This is a genomic window from Thioalbus denitrificans (assembly GCF_003337735.1).
GTDB lineage: Bacteria > Pseudomonadota > Gammaproteobacteria > DSM-26407 > DSM-26407 > Thioalbus > Thioalbus denitrificans.
The window spans coordinates 155,242-170,411 of sequence record NZ_QPJY01000002.1; the positions used below are offsets into that span (position 1 = coordinate 155,242).

Below are 15,170 nucleotides of genomic sequence, written 5' to 3' on the forward strand. Positions count from 1 at the left end.
TAGGCTGCTGTCTGCCATGGAAGACTCCCTGTCAGGATTGGGTTTGCAGGTGGAAACCTAACGGGTGCGGGCATCGCCGCGCATTGATTAAACGCAATTAATGAAGCTGCCGGTTGCCGGTTGCCGGCTACGGGCCACCGGCAGCCGGCCCCGGGGTGAGGCCCCTGTAGTCGCTTTCGAAGCCGCAGGCCCGCAGCAGGGGAGCCAGTGGCGAGGCGTGGGCGGGCTCGCCATCGATGCGCTCGATGACCAGGCCGCGGCCACGGGTGGTGCGGGGAAGGCGGCCAAGTGCGCGGCAGGCGGCGGCCAGCGCCGTACCGGGCTCGGCGGCGGGGTCGGGGAAGCTCCAGAGCCGGCGTCCGCCGGGGCCGAGCCAGAACACGGGCCAGCCCTCGACCAGGATCACCCAGGCCCCGGGCACCCGCCGCGGACGGGCCTCCGGGTGGGCCGGCGCGGGCCAGGGAAGGAGCGCGCCCCAGGGGTTGGCCGGGTCGGCGGCGGCCAGTACCCGGACGGAAGCAATGGACGGATCGGCGTCGAACGCCTCCTGCCGGGCTGCCCGCAGCCGGTCCACCGCCCCGGACAGGGCGAACTGGGCCCCGGATAGCCCCTCCACGAACCAGCCGCGGCGGATGCGCCCACTCTCCTCGAGGTGCTTCAGCACCGGGTAGAGGCCGCCGAAGCCGCCGGGAACCGACTCCGACTCCGCCGTTTCGCGGCTCACCACACCGTAGCGGTCCAGCAGCGCCTGGGCGCGGGCGAGCTGCCGCTCGGTGTCGCTGATGCCGGCGGCGCGCAGCTCGTCCACCCGCCACCAGCGTCCGCCGGCGAGGGGATCGATGCCGCGCCGGCGCGGGGTGCGCGGGGTGCGGGCGCCGAGGCCGCGCAACGGCGCGAAGGTGTCGTTGGTGACCTGTCCGGCCCACACCAGGTCCCAGAGGGCGGCACGGAACTCGTTGCCGTCGATGTCCGGGTGGGCCCGCTGCACGGCCTGCTCGAGGACGCTGAGAAAACAGGCCCCGCGCGCCTCCAGCTGCTCGAGGATGACGGCGTGGGCGACGCCCGGGGGGGTGTAGGCTTCGGGCGCGGGCAGCAGGAGCGGAGCCCGTTCCCGCCGGTACAGGGCGATGCGGCCGTCGGTGGGGCCGAGCGGGCCCCGACCCACCCACACCACCCGCCCGCTGGCAGTCAGCAGGTCCAGCTGCCCGGGGACGAAGCCGGGCACCCGCGCCGGCAGGATTACGCCGCCCAGCACCGACCAGGGCAGGGCCAGCCCCTCCAGACGTGCCACCACCCGCTCGAGGAGGTCGGCGCCCGGGGCCGGGTCGTCGAGGCCCTGCCAGGCGGGCAGGAAGCGCCCCAGCGTCCGCGCCGCCACGGGCGCCACCGCGTTGCGCAGCCGGGCCAGGGTCCGGCGCTTGAGCCGGCGCAGGACCTCCGCATCGCACCACTCCGGCTCGCTGCCGCCGGGCCGCAGCTCGCCGCGCACCAGCCGGCCCCCGGCCGCCAGTGCCCGCAGTGCCGGCTCCAGCAGCCCCTGGGGCCGGCCGTAGCGGCCGGTTGCCGCGGCGGTGGTGAAGGGGCCGCGGGTGCGGGCGAAGCGGGCCAGCAGCCGTTCCAGGGGCCGCTCCACCGGGGTGAGGAAGGTGTCGGGCAGTCCGGCCCCGGGGACGGCGCCGAGGGCGTCGCGATAGAGGCCGGCGTCCTCGGCGGCGATCCAGCGCATCCCGCCGGCCAGCGGGATTCCGACGGCGCGGCGCTCGGCGGCCAGTTGCTCCAGCCAGGGCGCCGGGTTGTCGGCACAGCGCGCGGCCAGCTCCGCCGCATCGAGATCGCCGAGACGGCGCAGGATATCGTGGAGGGCGTCGGCATCGCGGGCGCGGCGCGCCTCCGGCAGGTTCTGCAGCTCCGCTTCCAGCTCCGCCAGCACGTCGGCATCGAGTAGCTCGCGCAGCTCCGCCTGGCCGATGAGCTCGGCGAGCAGGTCGCGGTCCAGGGTGAGTGCCTGGGCCTTGCGCTCCGCCAGCGGCGCGTCCTGCTCGTAGAGGTAGGCGGCCACGTAGGCGAATACCAGGGAGCGGGCGAAGGGGGAGGCGGAGGCCGTCTCCACCTCGTCCACCCGCACCTCGCGGCTGCGGATCTGTCCCAGCAGCGCCTTCAGGCCCGGCATGTCGAAGACATCCGCCAGGCACTGGCGGTAGGTCTCCAGCACCACCGGGAAGGCGGGGTAGCGGCGCACCACCGCCAGCAGCTGCCGGGCGCGCAGGCGCTGGGCCCAGAGGGGCGTGCGGCGGTCGGGACGGTTGCGGGCCAGCAACAGCGAGCGGGCGGCGTTCTCCCGGAACAGCCCGGCGAAGAGCGCCGAGTCGGCCAGCTGCCGGGTCACCAGATCCTCCACCTCCTCCGGGGCGGGCAGCAGCCACTCCGGGTCGGGAGGCGCTTCGGCGTCGGCCAGGCGCAGCGCGATGCCGTCATCGGTGTAGAGCACCTGCACGTCGAAGCCGCCGCGCTCGGAGAGCCGGTGCTGGATGGCGAGCGCCCAGGGTGCATGGAGGCGGGCGCCGAAGGGGCTGAGGATGCAGATCCGCCAGTCGCCCAGCTCGTCGCGGAAACGCTCGATGGTGACGGCCCGATCGGTGGGCAGGGTGCCGGTGCGCTCGCGCTGCTCGAGGATGTAGTCGGCCAGGTTGCCGGCGGCGTGCGCCTCCAGCGGCGCGTGCTCCCGCAGCCAGCGCACCGCCGCGTCGTGTCCACGGTGGCGGCCCAGCTCGCGCACGAAGGCCCCCAGCGCACGGCCCAGTTCCAGCGGCCGGCCCGGCCCCTCGCCGTGCCAGAAGGGCAGCCGTCCCGGCTCGCCGGGGGCGGGCGAGACCAGCACCCGGTCCCGCTCGATGGCCTCGATGCGCCAGCTGCTGGCGCCGAGCAGGATGACGTCCCCGGTGCGCGATTCGAAGATCATCTCCTCGTCCAGCTCGCCCACCCGCGGGCCGTCGGGTGCCAGGAACACCCCGTACAGGCCGCGGTCGGGAATGGTGCCGGCGTTCAGCCGCACCCGCAGGGCCGTGCCGCGGCGGGCGCGCAGCTCGTCCCGCTCCCGGTCCCAGGCCAGCAGGGGGACCAGCTCCGCGAACTCGTCGCCGGGGTAGCGCCCGGAGAGCATGTCCAGCACCGCCTCCAGGGCCGCGTCGGAGAGCTGTCGCCAGGGCCGGGCGCGGCGGACCAGCGTGGCGATGTCGGCGCGCGCGCGTGGCCGCTCGGCGCAGATGGCCGCCACCTGCTGGGCCAGCACGTCCAGCGGGTTGTCCGGCATCCGCAGCGCCTCGATCTCGCCCGTGATCATGCGCCCGGCCACCACGGCGCACTCGAGCAGGTCGCCGCGGAACTTGGGATAGAGCGTCCCGGCGCTCACCTCGCCCACGCCGTGGCCGGCACGGCCCACCCGTTGCAGGCCGCGGGAGACCGCCCCCGGCGATTCCACCAGCAGCACCCGGTCCACCGCGCCCATGTCGATGCCCAGCTCCAGCGAGCTGGTGGCGACGATGCCGCGTACCCGGCCCGCCTTCAGGTCCGCCTCGATGGCGGCGCGGCGGGCGTGGGAGAGGCTGCCGTGGTGGGCCGCCACCAGCGCCTCGCCGGCCAGATCGTTGAGGCGCTGGGCCAGCCGCTCGCAGAGGCCGCGGCTGTTGACGAAGATGAGGGTGGTGCGGTGACTCCTGACCTGCTCCAGCAGCTCCGGGTAGAGGGCGCTCCAGATGCCCCGCTCGGAGGGCGCCGCGCCGCTGCCCCCGGCGACCATCGCACCCGGCGCCTTGCCGCCGCGCCGTCGCGGCAGCGCTGGCTCGATGTTCTCCATGTCCGGCACCGGCACCCGCACCGTGAGGTCGAGGTGCGGCCGCTCCGCGGCATCCACCACGCTCACCGGCCGCTCCCCGCCGAGAAAGGCCGCGACGGTCGCCGCCGGGCGCACCGTGGCCGACAGGCCGATGCGCTGCGGGTCCCGCGCGCACAGCTCCGCCAGCCGCTCCAGCGACAATGCCAGGTGGGCGCCGCGCTTGACGGCGGCCAGCGCGTGCACCTCGTCAACGATGACCGTGTGCACCGTGCGCAGGGTCTCCCGGGCGGCCGAGCCGAGCAGCAGGAACAGGGATTCGGGGGTGGTCACCAGGATCTCGCCCGGGCGCTTCAGCTGGCGGCGGCGCTCCGCCTGGGGCGTGTCGCCGGTGCGGATATCGACCCCGGGTGCGCGGTACTCCGCGCCGAGCCCGGCCGCCGCCTGGCGGATACCCGCCAGCGGGGCGCGCAGGTTGCGCTCCACGTCGTAGGCCAGCGCCTTGAGGGGCGAGATGTAGAGCACCCGGACTCCCGGCGGCGCGTCGGACGGGAGCGCCGTAATCCGGTCCAGGCCCCAGAGGAAGGCCGCCAGGGTCTTGCCGCTGCCGGTGGGCGCCACCAGCAGGGCGTGCTCCCCCCGGGCGACAGTCTCCCAGCCCCGGGCCTGGACGGGCGTGGGCCCGGCGAAGGCCTGCCGGAACCAGTGGCGGGTGGCGGGAGAAAAGGGGTCCATGGCCACAGATCGCCGGGGTCTGGCCGGGTTGTCAAGCCATGCTGCCGCGGGGACCCGAAAGTAAACATACAAACATGTATGTATGTACTAGACTTACTTGGTGTCAGGCTCAGGCAGGGGTATCAGTCCGTCATGGCGCGAAAGACCCGAACGGAGGCCGATCGGACCCGCAGGGTGCTGCTCGATTCGGCCCTGGAGCTGTTCCGGCGCCAGGGGGTGGTCCACACCACTCTGAACCAGATTGCCGCGAACGCCGGCATGACCCGTGGGGCGGTCTACTGGCATTTCAGGAACAAGGAAGAGATCATCCTGGCGCTCTGGGCGCTCCACCTCTTCCCCCTGTCCCGTCACTACCGCGACTCGCTCCGGGCCCTCGATCCGGAACATCCCGCCCGCCATTTCCGGACCATTCTCTCCGCCGCCTTCAGCGATATCCTCGGCAGTCGCGAGTTGGGTCTGACCGTGCGCATCCTCCTGCGCTCGGTCGAGTTCAGCGAGCGGCAGACCGAACTGCAGCGGGTCTCCCTGGAGGAGCGCCAGTCACTCTACTGGGTCTTGGTGGGGGCGCTCGAGTACCTGCGTGGTCGTGGCTATGTCCGTACCGGCCTGCCGGTGGAGATTCTGGCGGGTGGGGTACTGAGCTACCTGCACGGCCTGCTGGACCTGAACCTGTCCGTCGACAGCCCGGTCTGCCTGGTGAATGACATTCCCCGCCTGCTCGACCTGTTTCTCGACGGCATACTGCGCCCGGAGCCGGAGGGCGGCGCCTCGGACCGCGCCCCGGTATCTCCGGACGCGACAGTGGAATCCCCGAGTCATCCGCATGTGAGGAAGCGTCAATGAACTCCATCAAGCGCGTGGGCGTGCCGGTTGCCCTGGTCCTGGCCGCGGTGGGCGGCTGGAGCGTCTGGCAGAGCTATCGGGGCGACGGCCTGGAGGCGGGTTTCGCTTCCGGCAACGGCCGCATCGAAGCCACCGAGGTGGATATCGCGACCCGCCTGCCGGGGCGGCTCGACGGGGTGCTGGTGGAGGAGGGCGCCCTGGTGGAGGCGGGTCAGCTGGTGGCGCGCATGGACACCGACGAGTTGCAGGCCCAGCTCCGGGAGGCCAGCGCGGGTCTGCGCAAGGCCCGGGAAGGGGCACGCTACGCAGAGGCCATCGTGCGCCAGCGCCAGAGCGAGCTGACCTACGCCCGCGGCGAGTACGAACGTTCCCGTCGCCTCAGCGGGCAGGGGCACGTCTCGATCGAAAAGCTCGACCAGGATCGTACCCGGCTCGCTACCGCCGAGGCGGCGCTGGAAGCGGCCAACGTGCAGGTGGTTGAGGCGGATGCCGCCATCGAGGCGGCCCAGGCGGCGGTGGACCGCATCCAGTCCAATATCGATGACAGCGTATTGACCACGCCCATCGCCGGGCGCGTGCTCTACCGGATTGCCGAGCCCGGGGAGGTGCTGGCCGCCGGCGGGCGGGTGGTGACGGTGCTCGATCTCACCGACGTCTACATGACCATCTTCCTGCCCACCGCCCAGGCCGGTCTGGTCACCGTGGGCGGCGAGGCGCGCATCATCCTCGACGCCATTCCCCAGTACGTGATTCCCGCCCAGGTCAGCTTCGTGGATCCGCAGGCGCAGTTCACCCCGCGCGAGGTGGAGACGCGCAGCGAGCGCGAGAAGCTCATGTTCCGGGTGAAAGTGAAGATCGAGCCCCGCCTCCTCAAGGAGCGCGCGGAGCGGGTCAAGACCGGCATCCCGGGGGTTGCCTATGTACGTCTCGACCCGCAGGCGCCCTGGCCGGAGAGGCTGCGGACGAGGCTGCCGTGATGAGCGCCCTTTCCGGCCCGGTGGTCCGGATCGAGCGGGTGGTTCACCACTACGGGGAGATCGCGGCGGTGGACGGCGTCTCCCTGACGATCCCCGCCGGCGGAATGGTGGGCCTCATCGGGCCTGACGGGGTGGGCAAGTCCACCCTGCTGGGCCTGATGGCCGGCGCCCGGCGTCTGCAGGCCGGCCGGGTGGAGGTACTCGGCGGCAACATGCGCGATGCCCGCTACCGCAGCCGGGTGGCGCCGCGCATCGCCTTCATGCCCCAGGGGCTCGGTCGCAACCTCTATCCCACCCTCTCGGTGGAGGAGAACGTGGCGTTCTTCGGCCGCCTGTTCGGGCAGGACCGCGCGGAGCGCCGGGCGCGCACCGCCGAGCTGCTGGAGAGCACCGGGCTCGCGCCCTTCGCCGGGCGTGCCGCCGGCAAGCTCTCGGGCGGCATGAAGCAGAAGCTGGGGCTCTGCTGCGCCCTCATTCACGATCCGGACCTGCTCATCCTCGACGAGCCCACCACCGGCGTCGACCCCCTCTCGCGGCGCCAGTTCTGGGAGCTCATCGAGCGCCTGCGCCAGCGCCGCCCCGGCATGAGCGTGGTGGTGGCCACCGCCTACATGGAGGAGGCGGCGCGCTTCCAGTGGCTGGCGGCCATGGACGCGGGCCGCGTTCTGGCCACCGGCACGCCGGCGGAGCTGCTGGCACGCACCGGCGCCGACAACCTCGACACCGCCTTCATCCGTCTGCTCCCGGAGGAGAAGCGCGCCCGCCACCGGGAGCTGGTGGTGCCGCCGCGTCCCGGGAGCGACGGCCTGCCCGCCATCGAGGCGGAGGGACTCAGCCGCCGCTTCGGCGATTTCACCGCGGTGGACCGCGTGTGCTTCCGCATCGGCCGCGGCGAGATCTACGGCTTCCTCGGCTCCAACGGCTGCGGCAAGACCACCACCATGAAGATGCTCACCGGCCTGCTGCCGGCGAGCGAAGGGACGGCGCGCCTGTTCGGCCACGAGGTGGACGCCGGCGACATGGCCGTCCGCCGGCGGGTGGGCTACATGTCCCAGGGCTTCTCCCTCTACAGCGAGCTCACGGTGCGCCAGAACCTCGATCTGCACGCGCGCCTCTTCCACCTGGCGCCGGAGCGGGTGGGGCCGCGGGTGGCAGCGCTGGTGGAGACCTTCGGCCTCCGCGACTGCCTCGACGAGCTGGCGGCGGAGCTGCCGCTGGGCATCCGCCAGCGCCTGTCGCTGGCGGTGGCGGTGGTGCACGAGCCGGAGGTGCTGATCCTCGACGAGCCCACCTCCGGCGTGGATCCGGTGGCCCGCGACGGCTTCTGGGAGCTGCTCATCAAGCTCTCCCGCGAGCAGGGAGTCACCATCTTCATCTCCACCCACTTCATGAACGAGGGGGAGCGCTGCGACCGCATCTCCCTCATGCACGCCGGGCGGGTGCTGGCCAGCGACAGTCCGCAGGCGCTGGAGGCGCAGCGCGGTGCAGTGACCTTGGAGGAGGCGTTCATCCAGGTGCTCACGGAGGCTACGGGTGAGCCCGTCGCCGCCGCCACGGTGCCGCCCTCCACCACCTCGGCGCGTCCCGCTCGCGGCCTCCACCTGCCGCTGCGCCGGACCGTGGGCTATGCCTGGCGCGAGAGCCTGGAGCTGCTGCGCGATCCCATCCGGCTGGTGTTCGCGCTGGCGGGCTCGGTGTTTCTGATGCTCATCATGGGCTACGGCCTGACGATGGACGTGGAGGATCTGCACTTCGCGGTGCTCGACTACGACGGCACCCCACAGAGCCGCGACTACGTGCAGAACATCGCCGGCTCCCGCTACTTCCTGGAGCAGCCGCCCCTGCGTGATTCCGCGGACATGGAGCGGCGTCTGCGCAGCGGGGAGCTCGCCCTGGCCATCGAGATTCCCCCCGGCTTCGGGCGTGACCTCAAACGGGGTCGGACCCCCGAACTGGGGGTTTGGGTGGACGGCTCCATGCCGTTCCGCGGTGAGACCGCCGGTGGCTATGTGGAGGGCATGCACTACCAGTACCTGAAGGATCTGGCCCGCCACAGCACCAGCGCCACCCGCACTGCCGGCATGGTGGCGCTGGAGATGCGCTATCGCTACAACCAGGACTACAAGAGCCTCTACGCCATGGTGCCGGCGATGCTTCCGCTGCTGCTGGCCTTCATCCCGTCGATTCTGACGGCGCTGGCGGTGGTGCGTGAGAAGGAACTGGGCTCCATCACCAACTTCTACGTCACACCCGTGACCCGCATCGAGTTCCTGGTGGGCAAGCAGCTCCCCTACATCGCCGTGAGCATGGTGAGCTTTCTCGGGCTGGTCGCCCTGGCGCTGTGGGTGTTCCGGGTGCCCATCAAGGGGGACTTCGGTGCCCTGGCGCTCGGGGCGTTCCTCTACGTGAGTGCGACCACCGCCATCGGCCTGCTCATGTCCACCTTCACCCGCACCCAGATCGCGGCACTCGCCGGTGCCGCCATCGGCACCATCCTGCCGGCGGTGCAGTTCTCCGGTCTCGTCGATCCGGTGGCCTCCCTGGAAGGGGCGGGTTACTGGATTGGCCAGTTCTACCCCACCACCTACTTCCTGGTGGTGAGCCGCGGTGTTTTCACCAAGGCGCTGGGGTTTTCGGCGCTCTCGGACCAGCTCGTGGCACTGGCGCTTTTCGCGCCGGTGCTGGTGGCGTTGAGCGCGCTGCTGCTGCGCAGACAGGAGCGGTGACCATGAAGCACCTGGAGAACATCCTCCGCCTCGGCCTCAAGGAGCTGCGCAGCCTCTGGCGCGACAAGGTGCTGCTGTTCCTCATCCTGTGGGTCTTCACCGGCGGTGTCTACGTGGCGGCCAGCGCCATGTCCACCGACGTCAACAAGGCCCCCATCGCCATCGTGGACGAGGATCATTCGCCCCTCTCCGGGCGCATCGCCGAGGCCTTCTACCCGCCTTACTTCCAGCCGCCCGAACAGATCGCGTTCTCCGAGGTCGATCGTTACCTGGATACCGGAAAAGTCACGTTCGTCATCGAGATTCCGGTCAATTTCGAGCGCGACGTGCTGGCCGGCAAGCAGCCGGCGGTCCAGGTGAACGTGGATGCCACGCGCATGAGCCAGGCGTTCATCGGCGCCAACTACATCAGCAACATCGTGAACGGCGAGGTGGCCACCTTCGTGCGCGGCTACCGGGCCGCCTCTTCCCAGGCCGTCGGCATGGTGGTGCGCTACCGCTTCAACCCCAACCTGGAGGGGCACTGGTTCGGCGGGGTGGTGGAGATCATCAACAACGTGAACCTGCTGGCCATCATGCTCGCCGGGGCGGCCATCGTGCGCGAGCGCGAGCACGGCACCCTGGAGCACCTGCTGGTGATGCCGCTCACCCCCTTCGAGATCATGATGGCCAAGGTGTGGTCCAACGTGCTGGTGATCGTGGCCGGGGCGGGGCTCTCCATCGAGCTGATGATCAAGGGCGTGCTGGCGGTGCCCATCGCCGGCTCGGTCCCCCTGTTCCTGCTGGGGGCCGTTCTGTATCTCTACTCGGCCACCTCCATCGGCATCTTCCTGGGTACCGTGGCCCGCTCCATGCCCCAGCTCGGGTTGCTGATGATTCTGACCATCATCCCGCTGCAGATGCTCTCGGGCGGCATCACCCCGCGGGAGAGCATGCCGGAGCTGGTGCAGACGGTGATGGAGGCCGCGCCGACCACCCACTTCGTGGCGCTGGCCCAGGGCATCCTCTACCGGGGTGCGGGGATCGACGTGGTGTGGCCCCAGTTTCTCGCCATGGCCGCCATCGGCGCGGTATTCTTCCTGCTCGCGCTGGCCCGCTTCCGCAAGGCCATCACCCTCACCTCGCTCTGAGAAAAGACCGGTGTCATCCCGGCCCGTTGTTCCGGGCCGGTCAGGCGCTCCTGCGTACCGAAGCGTCGGCGGATTCGAGGAATCCCGCCTGCCGGAGCTCGTGGAGCAGCGCCGCCGGCAGCCGGTGCGAAGGCCCAGACCCCGCCCGCAGCAGCTCCAACTGGGCCGGGGTGAGGCGGAAGATGCGGGCGCTGCGCTCACAGCAGAGGTAGAGCAGATCGGCGTCGACCCGTGAGCGGATGGACTGCACATCCCCGCACAGCCGGAAAACCTTCCCCGGGGCTACCCGCTCCACGCTAGCGGGGATTCCCCGGTAGGTCGCGGCAAGGAAGTCGTGGAGCGGGAGCCCATCACCGGACGATCCCCCGAACAGCGTCTCCACGAACTCCCGGGCCCGCCGGGCATGCTTTGCCGCCGCCTGGGGGGATAATCCGTGGCCGGTGTGGTGGGCGTGCTCCAGAGCCAGATCCCGGAGCGGATCATCGACAATCTCGATCCCGAATCTTGCCGGCTCCCTGAACACCATCGAACCGGTCTCAAGGCGGAAGGTGGAGACATTCACCGTGTGGACGGCATCCCGGTTGCGGCGCAGGAATTCGACTGTCGCCTGGAAGTCATGCCCGGTCTCGCCGGGGAAACCCACCATCCAGTCCAGATGCACCCGGATCCCGTGGCGGGCGAACAGTTTTATCACGCGCTCGACCAGTACGGGGTCTCCGCTGCGCCGCATGCGTTTCCTCAGTCCGGGGCTGGCGCTTTCCAGGCCGAACCGGGCCTGGCGGCAGCCGGACTCGGCCAGCAGGCCGACCAGCGCCGAGTCGGCCAGGGTGGGCTCGAAGAAGAGCCTGGTGCTCCATTCGATCCCCGGCTTACGCACGGCCAGCGCCTCGGCGAGCCGGCGCAGGTGAAGCGGAGCGATGTTGTCCACGTTGAAGTAGAAGCGCCGGGTATCCAGGGTCCGCTCCAGCTGTTCCATGTCCTCCAGCACCCGCTCCACGGGCCGTTCCAGGTAGTGCCAGCCGTGTCCGGGCGATGTGCTGCAGAAGGCGCACTTGCGCCAGTAGCAGCCACGGGTCGGCTGCAGCATCGCGACCGGTTGCGGCACGAGATAGGGACGTCCGGCGAAGTCGACGCAGTCGGGTGCCGGCAGGCTGGCGGCGAGGAGCTTCCGCTCGGGGTGCTCGAGCCGCTCGTCGATGATTGCCGGTCGTTCCCGTGTCGCGGAGCGCCAGCCGTTGCCGAGGGTGTCGAGCAGGCGCGGGAACGCGATTTCGCCATCGCCGAGGATCAGGTAGTCGGCCAGGCCCGAAAGCACCTCGCTGCCGGCCAGTACCCGGCCGATCTGCTCCACATGGCGGCCCGCCAGGATGATGCTGCGCGCGGGCCAGCGCGCCTTCAGCTGCAGGGCGAGGGTCAGGCCCGGCAGCAGCTGGTCGGGCCGGGAGATGACGATGCCGAATGCCTCGGCCCGAACCAGATGCCCCCGCTCGGGATCGCTATCGAGAAAGACGCGGACGGTTTCGTCGAAGGGGTTGGTGCGCCGGTCGGTCAGGGCCAGCGCCAGCCCGTCGGAGCGCTCGAGATCGTGCGCGGAACGAAAACGGGTCAGCGACCACCGGGACGGATGGTGACAGCTGCTGAGGATGAAGAAGGCGTTGTCGATCACCTCCAGGCTGGAGCGGTAGTCCAGGCCCAGGGGATCGCGGTAGGTGTCCGGGTGACGCAACGCCCCCAGTGCCGCGGGAAGCGTTTCCCTCAGCTTCGGCAACAGCAGCCCGCACAGTTCGCGCCGCTCCCGCAGCTCGCTGCTCGATTCGGCGTCGCACTTCCGGTCCAGCTCCCCGAGCTTGCGCTCCAGCCAGTCATGGTCGAGTACCCGGGTGAGGGTGGCCAGGTTCATGTCCACACCGTGCGCCCGATGTCCACCCGTGTTGATCGCGGCAATCAGCGGCGGCAGGGCCGGGTCCGGATGGGTCGGGTCGAACACGGGTGGAATGAGAAGGGTGATGTCCATGTCACCTCCCGAACCGGACTGCGACGCGGTGCGCGGCAGGCCGGTCGATCATGCTGCGTCCGCGGCGCGAACTCCGCCGGCCCGGCCATTCGTTCTGGCACTGCAGATTCGGCAACACATCCGCTTAAGTTAATAATGTGAAAAATTGTGTCAATGATCTTGTGGACATTTTTTCCATGGGAGTTGACCGCGGCTGCGTGAAGTTCTGATGCAACACATTGTCTGTCTGGATATTTGTCAATAGAGAGGACGATGACCTACGACAGGAGGCGTCAACTTCCTACACAAGTACAGAGAACTGGACTACATGATCGGTAGGGTTTCCTGGCGCGCCTCATCCGGACATCGGGTGCGGTTCCACGCCATGCCGCGCCGGTCCGGTTCCTCCGGGTACAAGTACCGGCGACTGGCGGGCGTTTCAGGTGGAAACCCCGGGAGGTGAAGCATGGGCGGTCAGACGAAGAACAGCCAGGAGAAGACCGTCTCCTGCGAGGTGTGCATGAAGGAGATCCCCGTCTCCGAGGCGAAGACCGCCGAGGCGGTGGACTACGTGGCCCACTTCTGCGGTCTTGAGTGTTTCGAGAAGTGGAAGCACCACGAGAACGGTGAAGAGGAACCCCGCCCCGGGGAGGAGATCGAATAGGCCGCGGCACCGAGCCTGCCGGGGGCATGGCGGGTTCCAGCCGCCCGGCCAATGATCCTTCACCCCGGTCGAATGCAATCCTCCACGACCGGGGGAGGGTGGCTTCGGTCTTGCACCAGCGGCATCCGTCCCCGATCCGTGCGTTTGGCTGCCCGGCTTCATGACGCTTCCCCCCCCGGTTCCCGACCCGCCGTTGCGGGAACACCCGGGTTCGGCAGGCTGTTAGAATGCCGCGACAACCATGTCACGGGCAAGGAGCATCCATGTACATCGACCTGTCTGAACTCGGTCCCGACGCGGTCTATATCCAGATGATCCAGACGCTCATCCCGCGCCCTATCGCCTGGGTGCTGTCGGAGAACGAGGGCGGAAACCTCAACCTGGCGCCTTTCTCCTACTTCAACGCCGTGTGCAGCGACCCGCCGCTCATCATGCTCTCCATCGGCAGGAAGCCCGATGGCAGCAACAAGGACACCCGGGTCAACATCGAACAGCGCGGCCACTTCGTCATCCACATTCCCCACCGGGAGCAGGCCCGGGTTCTCACCCAGACCTCGGCGACTCGCGCGGCCGGCGTCTCCGAGCTGGAGGAGGTGGGGCTGGAGACGGTCCCGTTCGAGGGGTTCAGCCTGCCGCGGCTGGCCGAATGCCGCATCGCCTACGCCTGTGAGCGCCACGAGATCCGTGAAATCGGCGGTACGCCCCAGTCCCTCATCCTGGGGCGGGTGCGGCGCATCTACGTGGATGACGGGGTCACCGTGCGGGATGGGAAGGGTCGGCTGAAGGTGGATGCCGCGAAGGTGGATCCCCTCGGTCGTCTCGGTGCGAGCGAGTACGTCGCTTTCGGCGAAGTGATCCGGGTTCCCCGGCCCGCCTGAGCAGCACGGAGAGCCGTCTCACCGCGCACCGTCCATCCCCGTGGTTCCCGGGCTGCCGCGCCTTGTCGGCCATGGCAATGAACCGGTTTTCGATGCGGTGGTTCAGGGGCGTCGCAGCGCTCCGTCCAGGAACCCCACCAGCTCGCCGCCGTGCTCGCGGACACGCTCCACGGAGTCGTGGCCGGTGGCGGACAGCCGCCGCAGCCGCACGTGCTCTCCGGGACGGTTGGCGTGGATGCGTTCGGCATCCGCCACCGGGACCGCGAGATCATCCTCGCCGTGCACCAGCAGCACCGGGCAGCGGACCCGGCGGATGGTGTTCACGGGAGCGATATCCCCATAGCGGGCGCCGATTGTGCGCTGGATGACCCGCAGCACCCACCAGCCGAGGGGAATGTAGGGAATGTGGTGGGCGCGCATCTGCCGGCGCATGAGCGTTACCGGGTGGGCGAAGGCGGCGAGGCTCACCACCGCGGCGACCTCCGGCCGTCGGGCCGCCACCAGCAGGGCGGCGGCGGCTCCCACGGAGTGGCCCAGCAGCGCCACCTGCGCCGGATCCACCTCCGGCCGCGCCCGCAGCCAGTCAAACCCCTGTTCCAGGTCCTCGGCGAAGCGGGGCAGGGAGGAGAAGTCGTCGCTGTCGCTGCGGCCGTGGTTGCGCGCGTCCAGCAGCAGGACCCCGTAGCCGGCCCGGTGCAGGAGATCGGCGAAGGGCAGCATGAGCCCGGCGTTGCCGCCCCAGCCGTGCAGAATCGCCACCGCGGGTCCGGGTCTCCCGGTCCCGGCCGGGACAAACCAGGCATGCAGCCACTTGCCCCCCGCCGTGGCCAGCGCCACTGCCTCCGCGCTCAGCCCGTGTGACTCCGGCGTGGCGGGATGCCCGTGGCGGGGCACCCGGTAGGCCAGGCGCAGCAACCGCGGCGCGAGCAGGTGGATCGTCAGCAGCAGGGCGGCGAGCCCCAGGAACAGGGAGGTCATGGATGGCGATGGCGGATCCGGCCCGGAAGGGACGTATTGTGCCGGAACCCGCCGGGTGTTCATACGCCGCGCAGCGGTCCGCCCCGCGGCGCAGGCTCCACCCAACGGTCACTCGAGCTCGCAGGCCGCGGATGCGGATGCATCGCAGGGCGTCGCCCACGCCCGACCGAGCCAGTCCATCACCGCCGGGGTCAGCAGGACTCCGCGGCGCAGTTCCTGGGCTCCCCGGGAGACATGCACGGCGTACTGCCTGACCACGTCCTCTAGTGTACTGCTTCACTCTTGGAGGTACTTTCAGAGCCGCCCCGAAAGCGCCAGGACAAGGCGCAGCGCGCAGGCAATGGTTGTTCCCTTGTCAAGCGCTGCAACACGGTCATGGTGCTTTCGGGGGGCTCCCTTCGGGCGAGCCGCTGGCCG

The 15,170-nt window shown here is 70.2% G+C and carries 10 protein-coding genes; 6 read left to right on the forward strand and 4 right to left on the reverse strand.

All coding sequences use genetic code 11. The features are described from left to right. Positions 1–127: 127 nt before the first annotated feature. Positions 128–4,564 carry an Lhr family helicase gene (locus DFQ59_RS05200; protein ID WP_425450997.1) on the reverse strand — a complete coding sequence of 1,479 codons (4,437 nt, stop codon included), beginning with the start codon at positions 4,562–4,564 and terminating at the stop codon, positions 128–130. A 132-nt stretch (positions 4,565–4,696) separates the two neighbouring features. Between DFQ59_RS05200 and DFQ59_RS05205 the strand changes: the two genes are divergently transcribed. The 4 genes from DFQ59_RS05205 to DFQ59_RS05220 are packed head-to-tail and all read left to right on the forward strand — an operon-like array spanning position 4,697 to position 10,240. After that, positions 4,697–5,407 carry a TetR family transcriptional regulator gene (locus DFQ59_RS05205; protein ID WP_170142047.1) on the forward strand — a complete coding sequence of 237 codons (711 nt, stop codon included), beginning with the start codon at positions 4,697–4,699 and terminating at the stop codon, positions 5,405–5,407. Beyond that, positions 5,404–6,384 carry an HlyD family secretion protein gene (locus DFQ59_RS05210; protein WP_114278632.1) on the forward strand — a complete coding sequence of 327 codons (981 nt, stop codon included), beginning with the start codon at positions 5,404–5,406 and terminating at the stop codon, positions 6,382–6,384. The genes DFQ59_RS05205 and DFQ59_RS05210 overlap by 4 nt, the downstream gene beginning before the upstream one ends. After that, entirely contained in the window at positions 6,384–9,110 is a 2,727-nt protein-coding gene (gene rbbA, locus DFQ59_RS05215) for a ribosome-associated ATPase/putative transporter RbbA (protein ID WP_114278633.1), read from the forward strand. Before DFQ59_RS05210 ends, rbbA begins: the two co-directional genes overlap by 1 nt. 2 nt (positions 9,111–9,112) lie before the next feature. Continuing rightward, positions 9,113–10,240 carry an ABC transporter permease gene (locus DFQ59_RS05220; protein ID WP_114278634.1) on the forward strand — a complete coding sequence of 376 codons (1,128 nt, stop codon included), beginning with the start codon at positions 9,113–9,115 and terminating at the stop codon, positions 10,238–10,240. Positions 10,241–10,280: 40 nt separating this feature from the next. On the opposite strand, the gene DFQ59_RS05225 is transcribed toward DFQ59_RS05220, so the two are convergent. Then, the gene (locus DFQ59_RS05225; RefSeq protein ID WP_114278635.1) at positions 10,281–12,254 is read right to left on the reverse strand and encodes a B12-binding domain-containing radical SAM protein; all 1,974 of its coding nucleotides are present in this window, start codon (positions 12,252–12,254) and stop codon (positions 10,281–10,283) included. A gap of 445 nt (positions 12,255–12,699) precedes the next feature. On the opposite strand from DFQ59_RS05225, the gene DFQ59_RS05230 reads away from it, so the two are divergent. Further along, positions 12,700–12,897, forward strand: coding sequence for a DUF3330 domain-containing protein (locus tag DFQ59_RS05230; RefSeq protein ID WP_114278636.1), 198 nt, complete (start codon positions 12,700–12,702; stop codon positions 12,895–12,897). Positions 12,898–13,160: 263 nt separating this feature from the next. After that, entirely contained in the window at positions 13,161–13,775 is a 615-nt protein-coding gene (locus DFQ59_RS05235; RefSeq protein WP_114278637.1) for a flavin reductase family protein, read from the forward strand. A 102-nt stretch (positions 13,776–13,877) separates the two neighbouring features. Here the strand turns inward: DFQ59_RS05235 and DFQ59_RS05240 are convergent, their stop codons facing one another. Both DFQ59_RS05240 and DFQ59_RS19765 read right to left on the reverse strand, forming a co-directional pair. After that, the gene (locus tag DFQ59_RS05240; protein ID WP_114278638.1) at positions 13,878–14,753 is read right to left on the reverse strand and encodes an alpha/beta hydrolase; all 876 of its coding nucleotides are present in this window, start codon (positions 14,751–14,753) and stop codon (positions 13,878–13,880) included. A 108-nt stretch (positions 14,754–14,861) separates the two neighbouring features. Continuing rightward, entirely contained in the window at positions 14,862–15,011 is a 150-nt protein-coding gene (locus DFQ59_RS19765; RefSeq protein WP_170142048.1) for a hypothetical protein, read from the reverse strand. Positions 15,012–15,170: the final 159 nt, after the last annotated feature.

Bases quoted from the DNA above. Each gene is read 5' to 3' on its own strand.
- DFQ59_RS05200 (WP_425450997.1), bottom strand. From the start codon at position 4,564: ATGGACCCCTTTTCTCCCGCCACCCGCCACTGGTTCCGGCAGGCCTTC.
- DFQ59_RS05205 (WP_170142047.1), top strand. From the start codon at position 4,697: ATGGCGCGAAAGACCCGAACGGAGGCCGATCGGACCCGCAGGGTGCTG.
- DFQ59_RS05210 (WP_114278632.1), top strand. From the start codon at position 5,404: ATGAACTCCATCAAGCGCGTGGGCGTGCCGGTTGCCCTGGTCCTGGCC.
- rbbA (WP_114278633.1), top strand. From the start codon at position 6,384: ATGAGCGCCCTTTCCGGCCCGGTGGTCCGGATCGAGCGGGTGGTTCAC.
- DFQ59_RS05220 (WP_114278634.1), top strand. From the start codon at position 9,113: ATGAAGCACCTGGAGAACATCCTCCGCCTCGGCCTCAAGGAGCTGCGC.
- DFQ59_RS05225 (WP_114278635.1), bottom strand. From the start codon at position 12,254: ATGGACATCACCCTTCTCATTCCACCCGTGTTCGACCCGACCCATCCG.
- DFQ59_RS05230 (WP_114278636.1), top strand. From the start codon at position 12,700: ATGGGCGGTCAGACGAAGAACAGCCAGGAGAAGACCGTCTCCTGCGAG.
- DFQ59_RS05235 (WP_114278637.1), top strand. From the start codon at position 13,161: ATGTACATCGACCTGTCTGAACTCGGTCCCGACGCGGTCTATATCCAG.
- DFQ59_RS05240 (WP_114278638.1), bottom strand. From the start codon at position 14,753: ATGACCTCCCTGTTCCTGGGGCTCGCCGCCCTGCTGCTGACGATCCAC.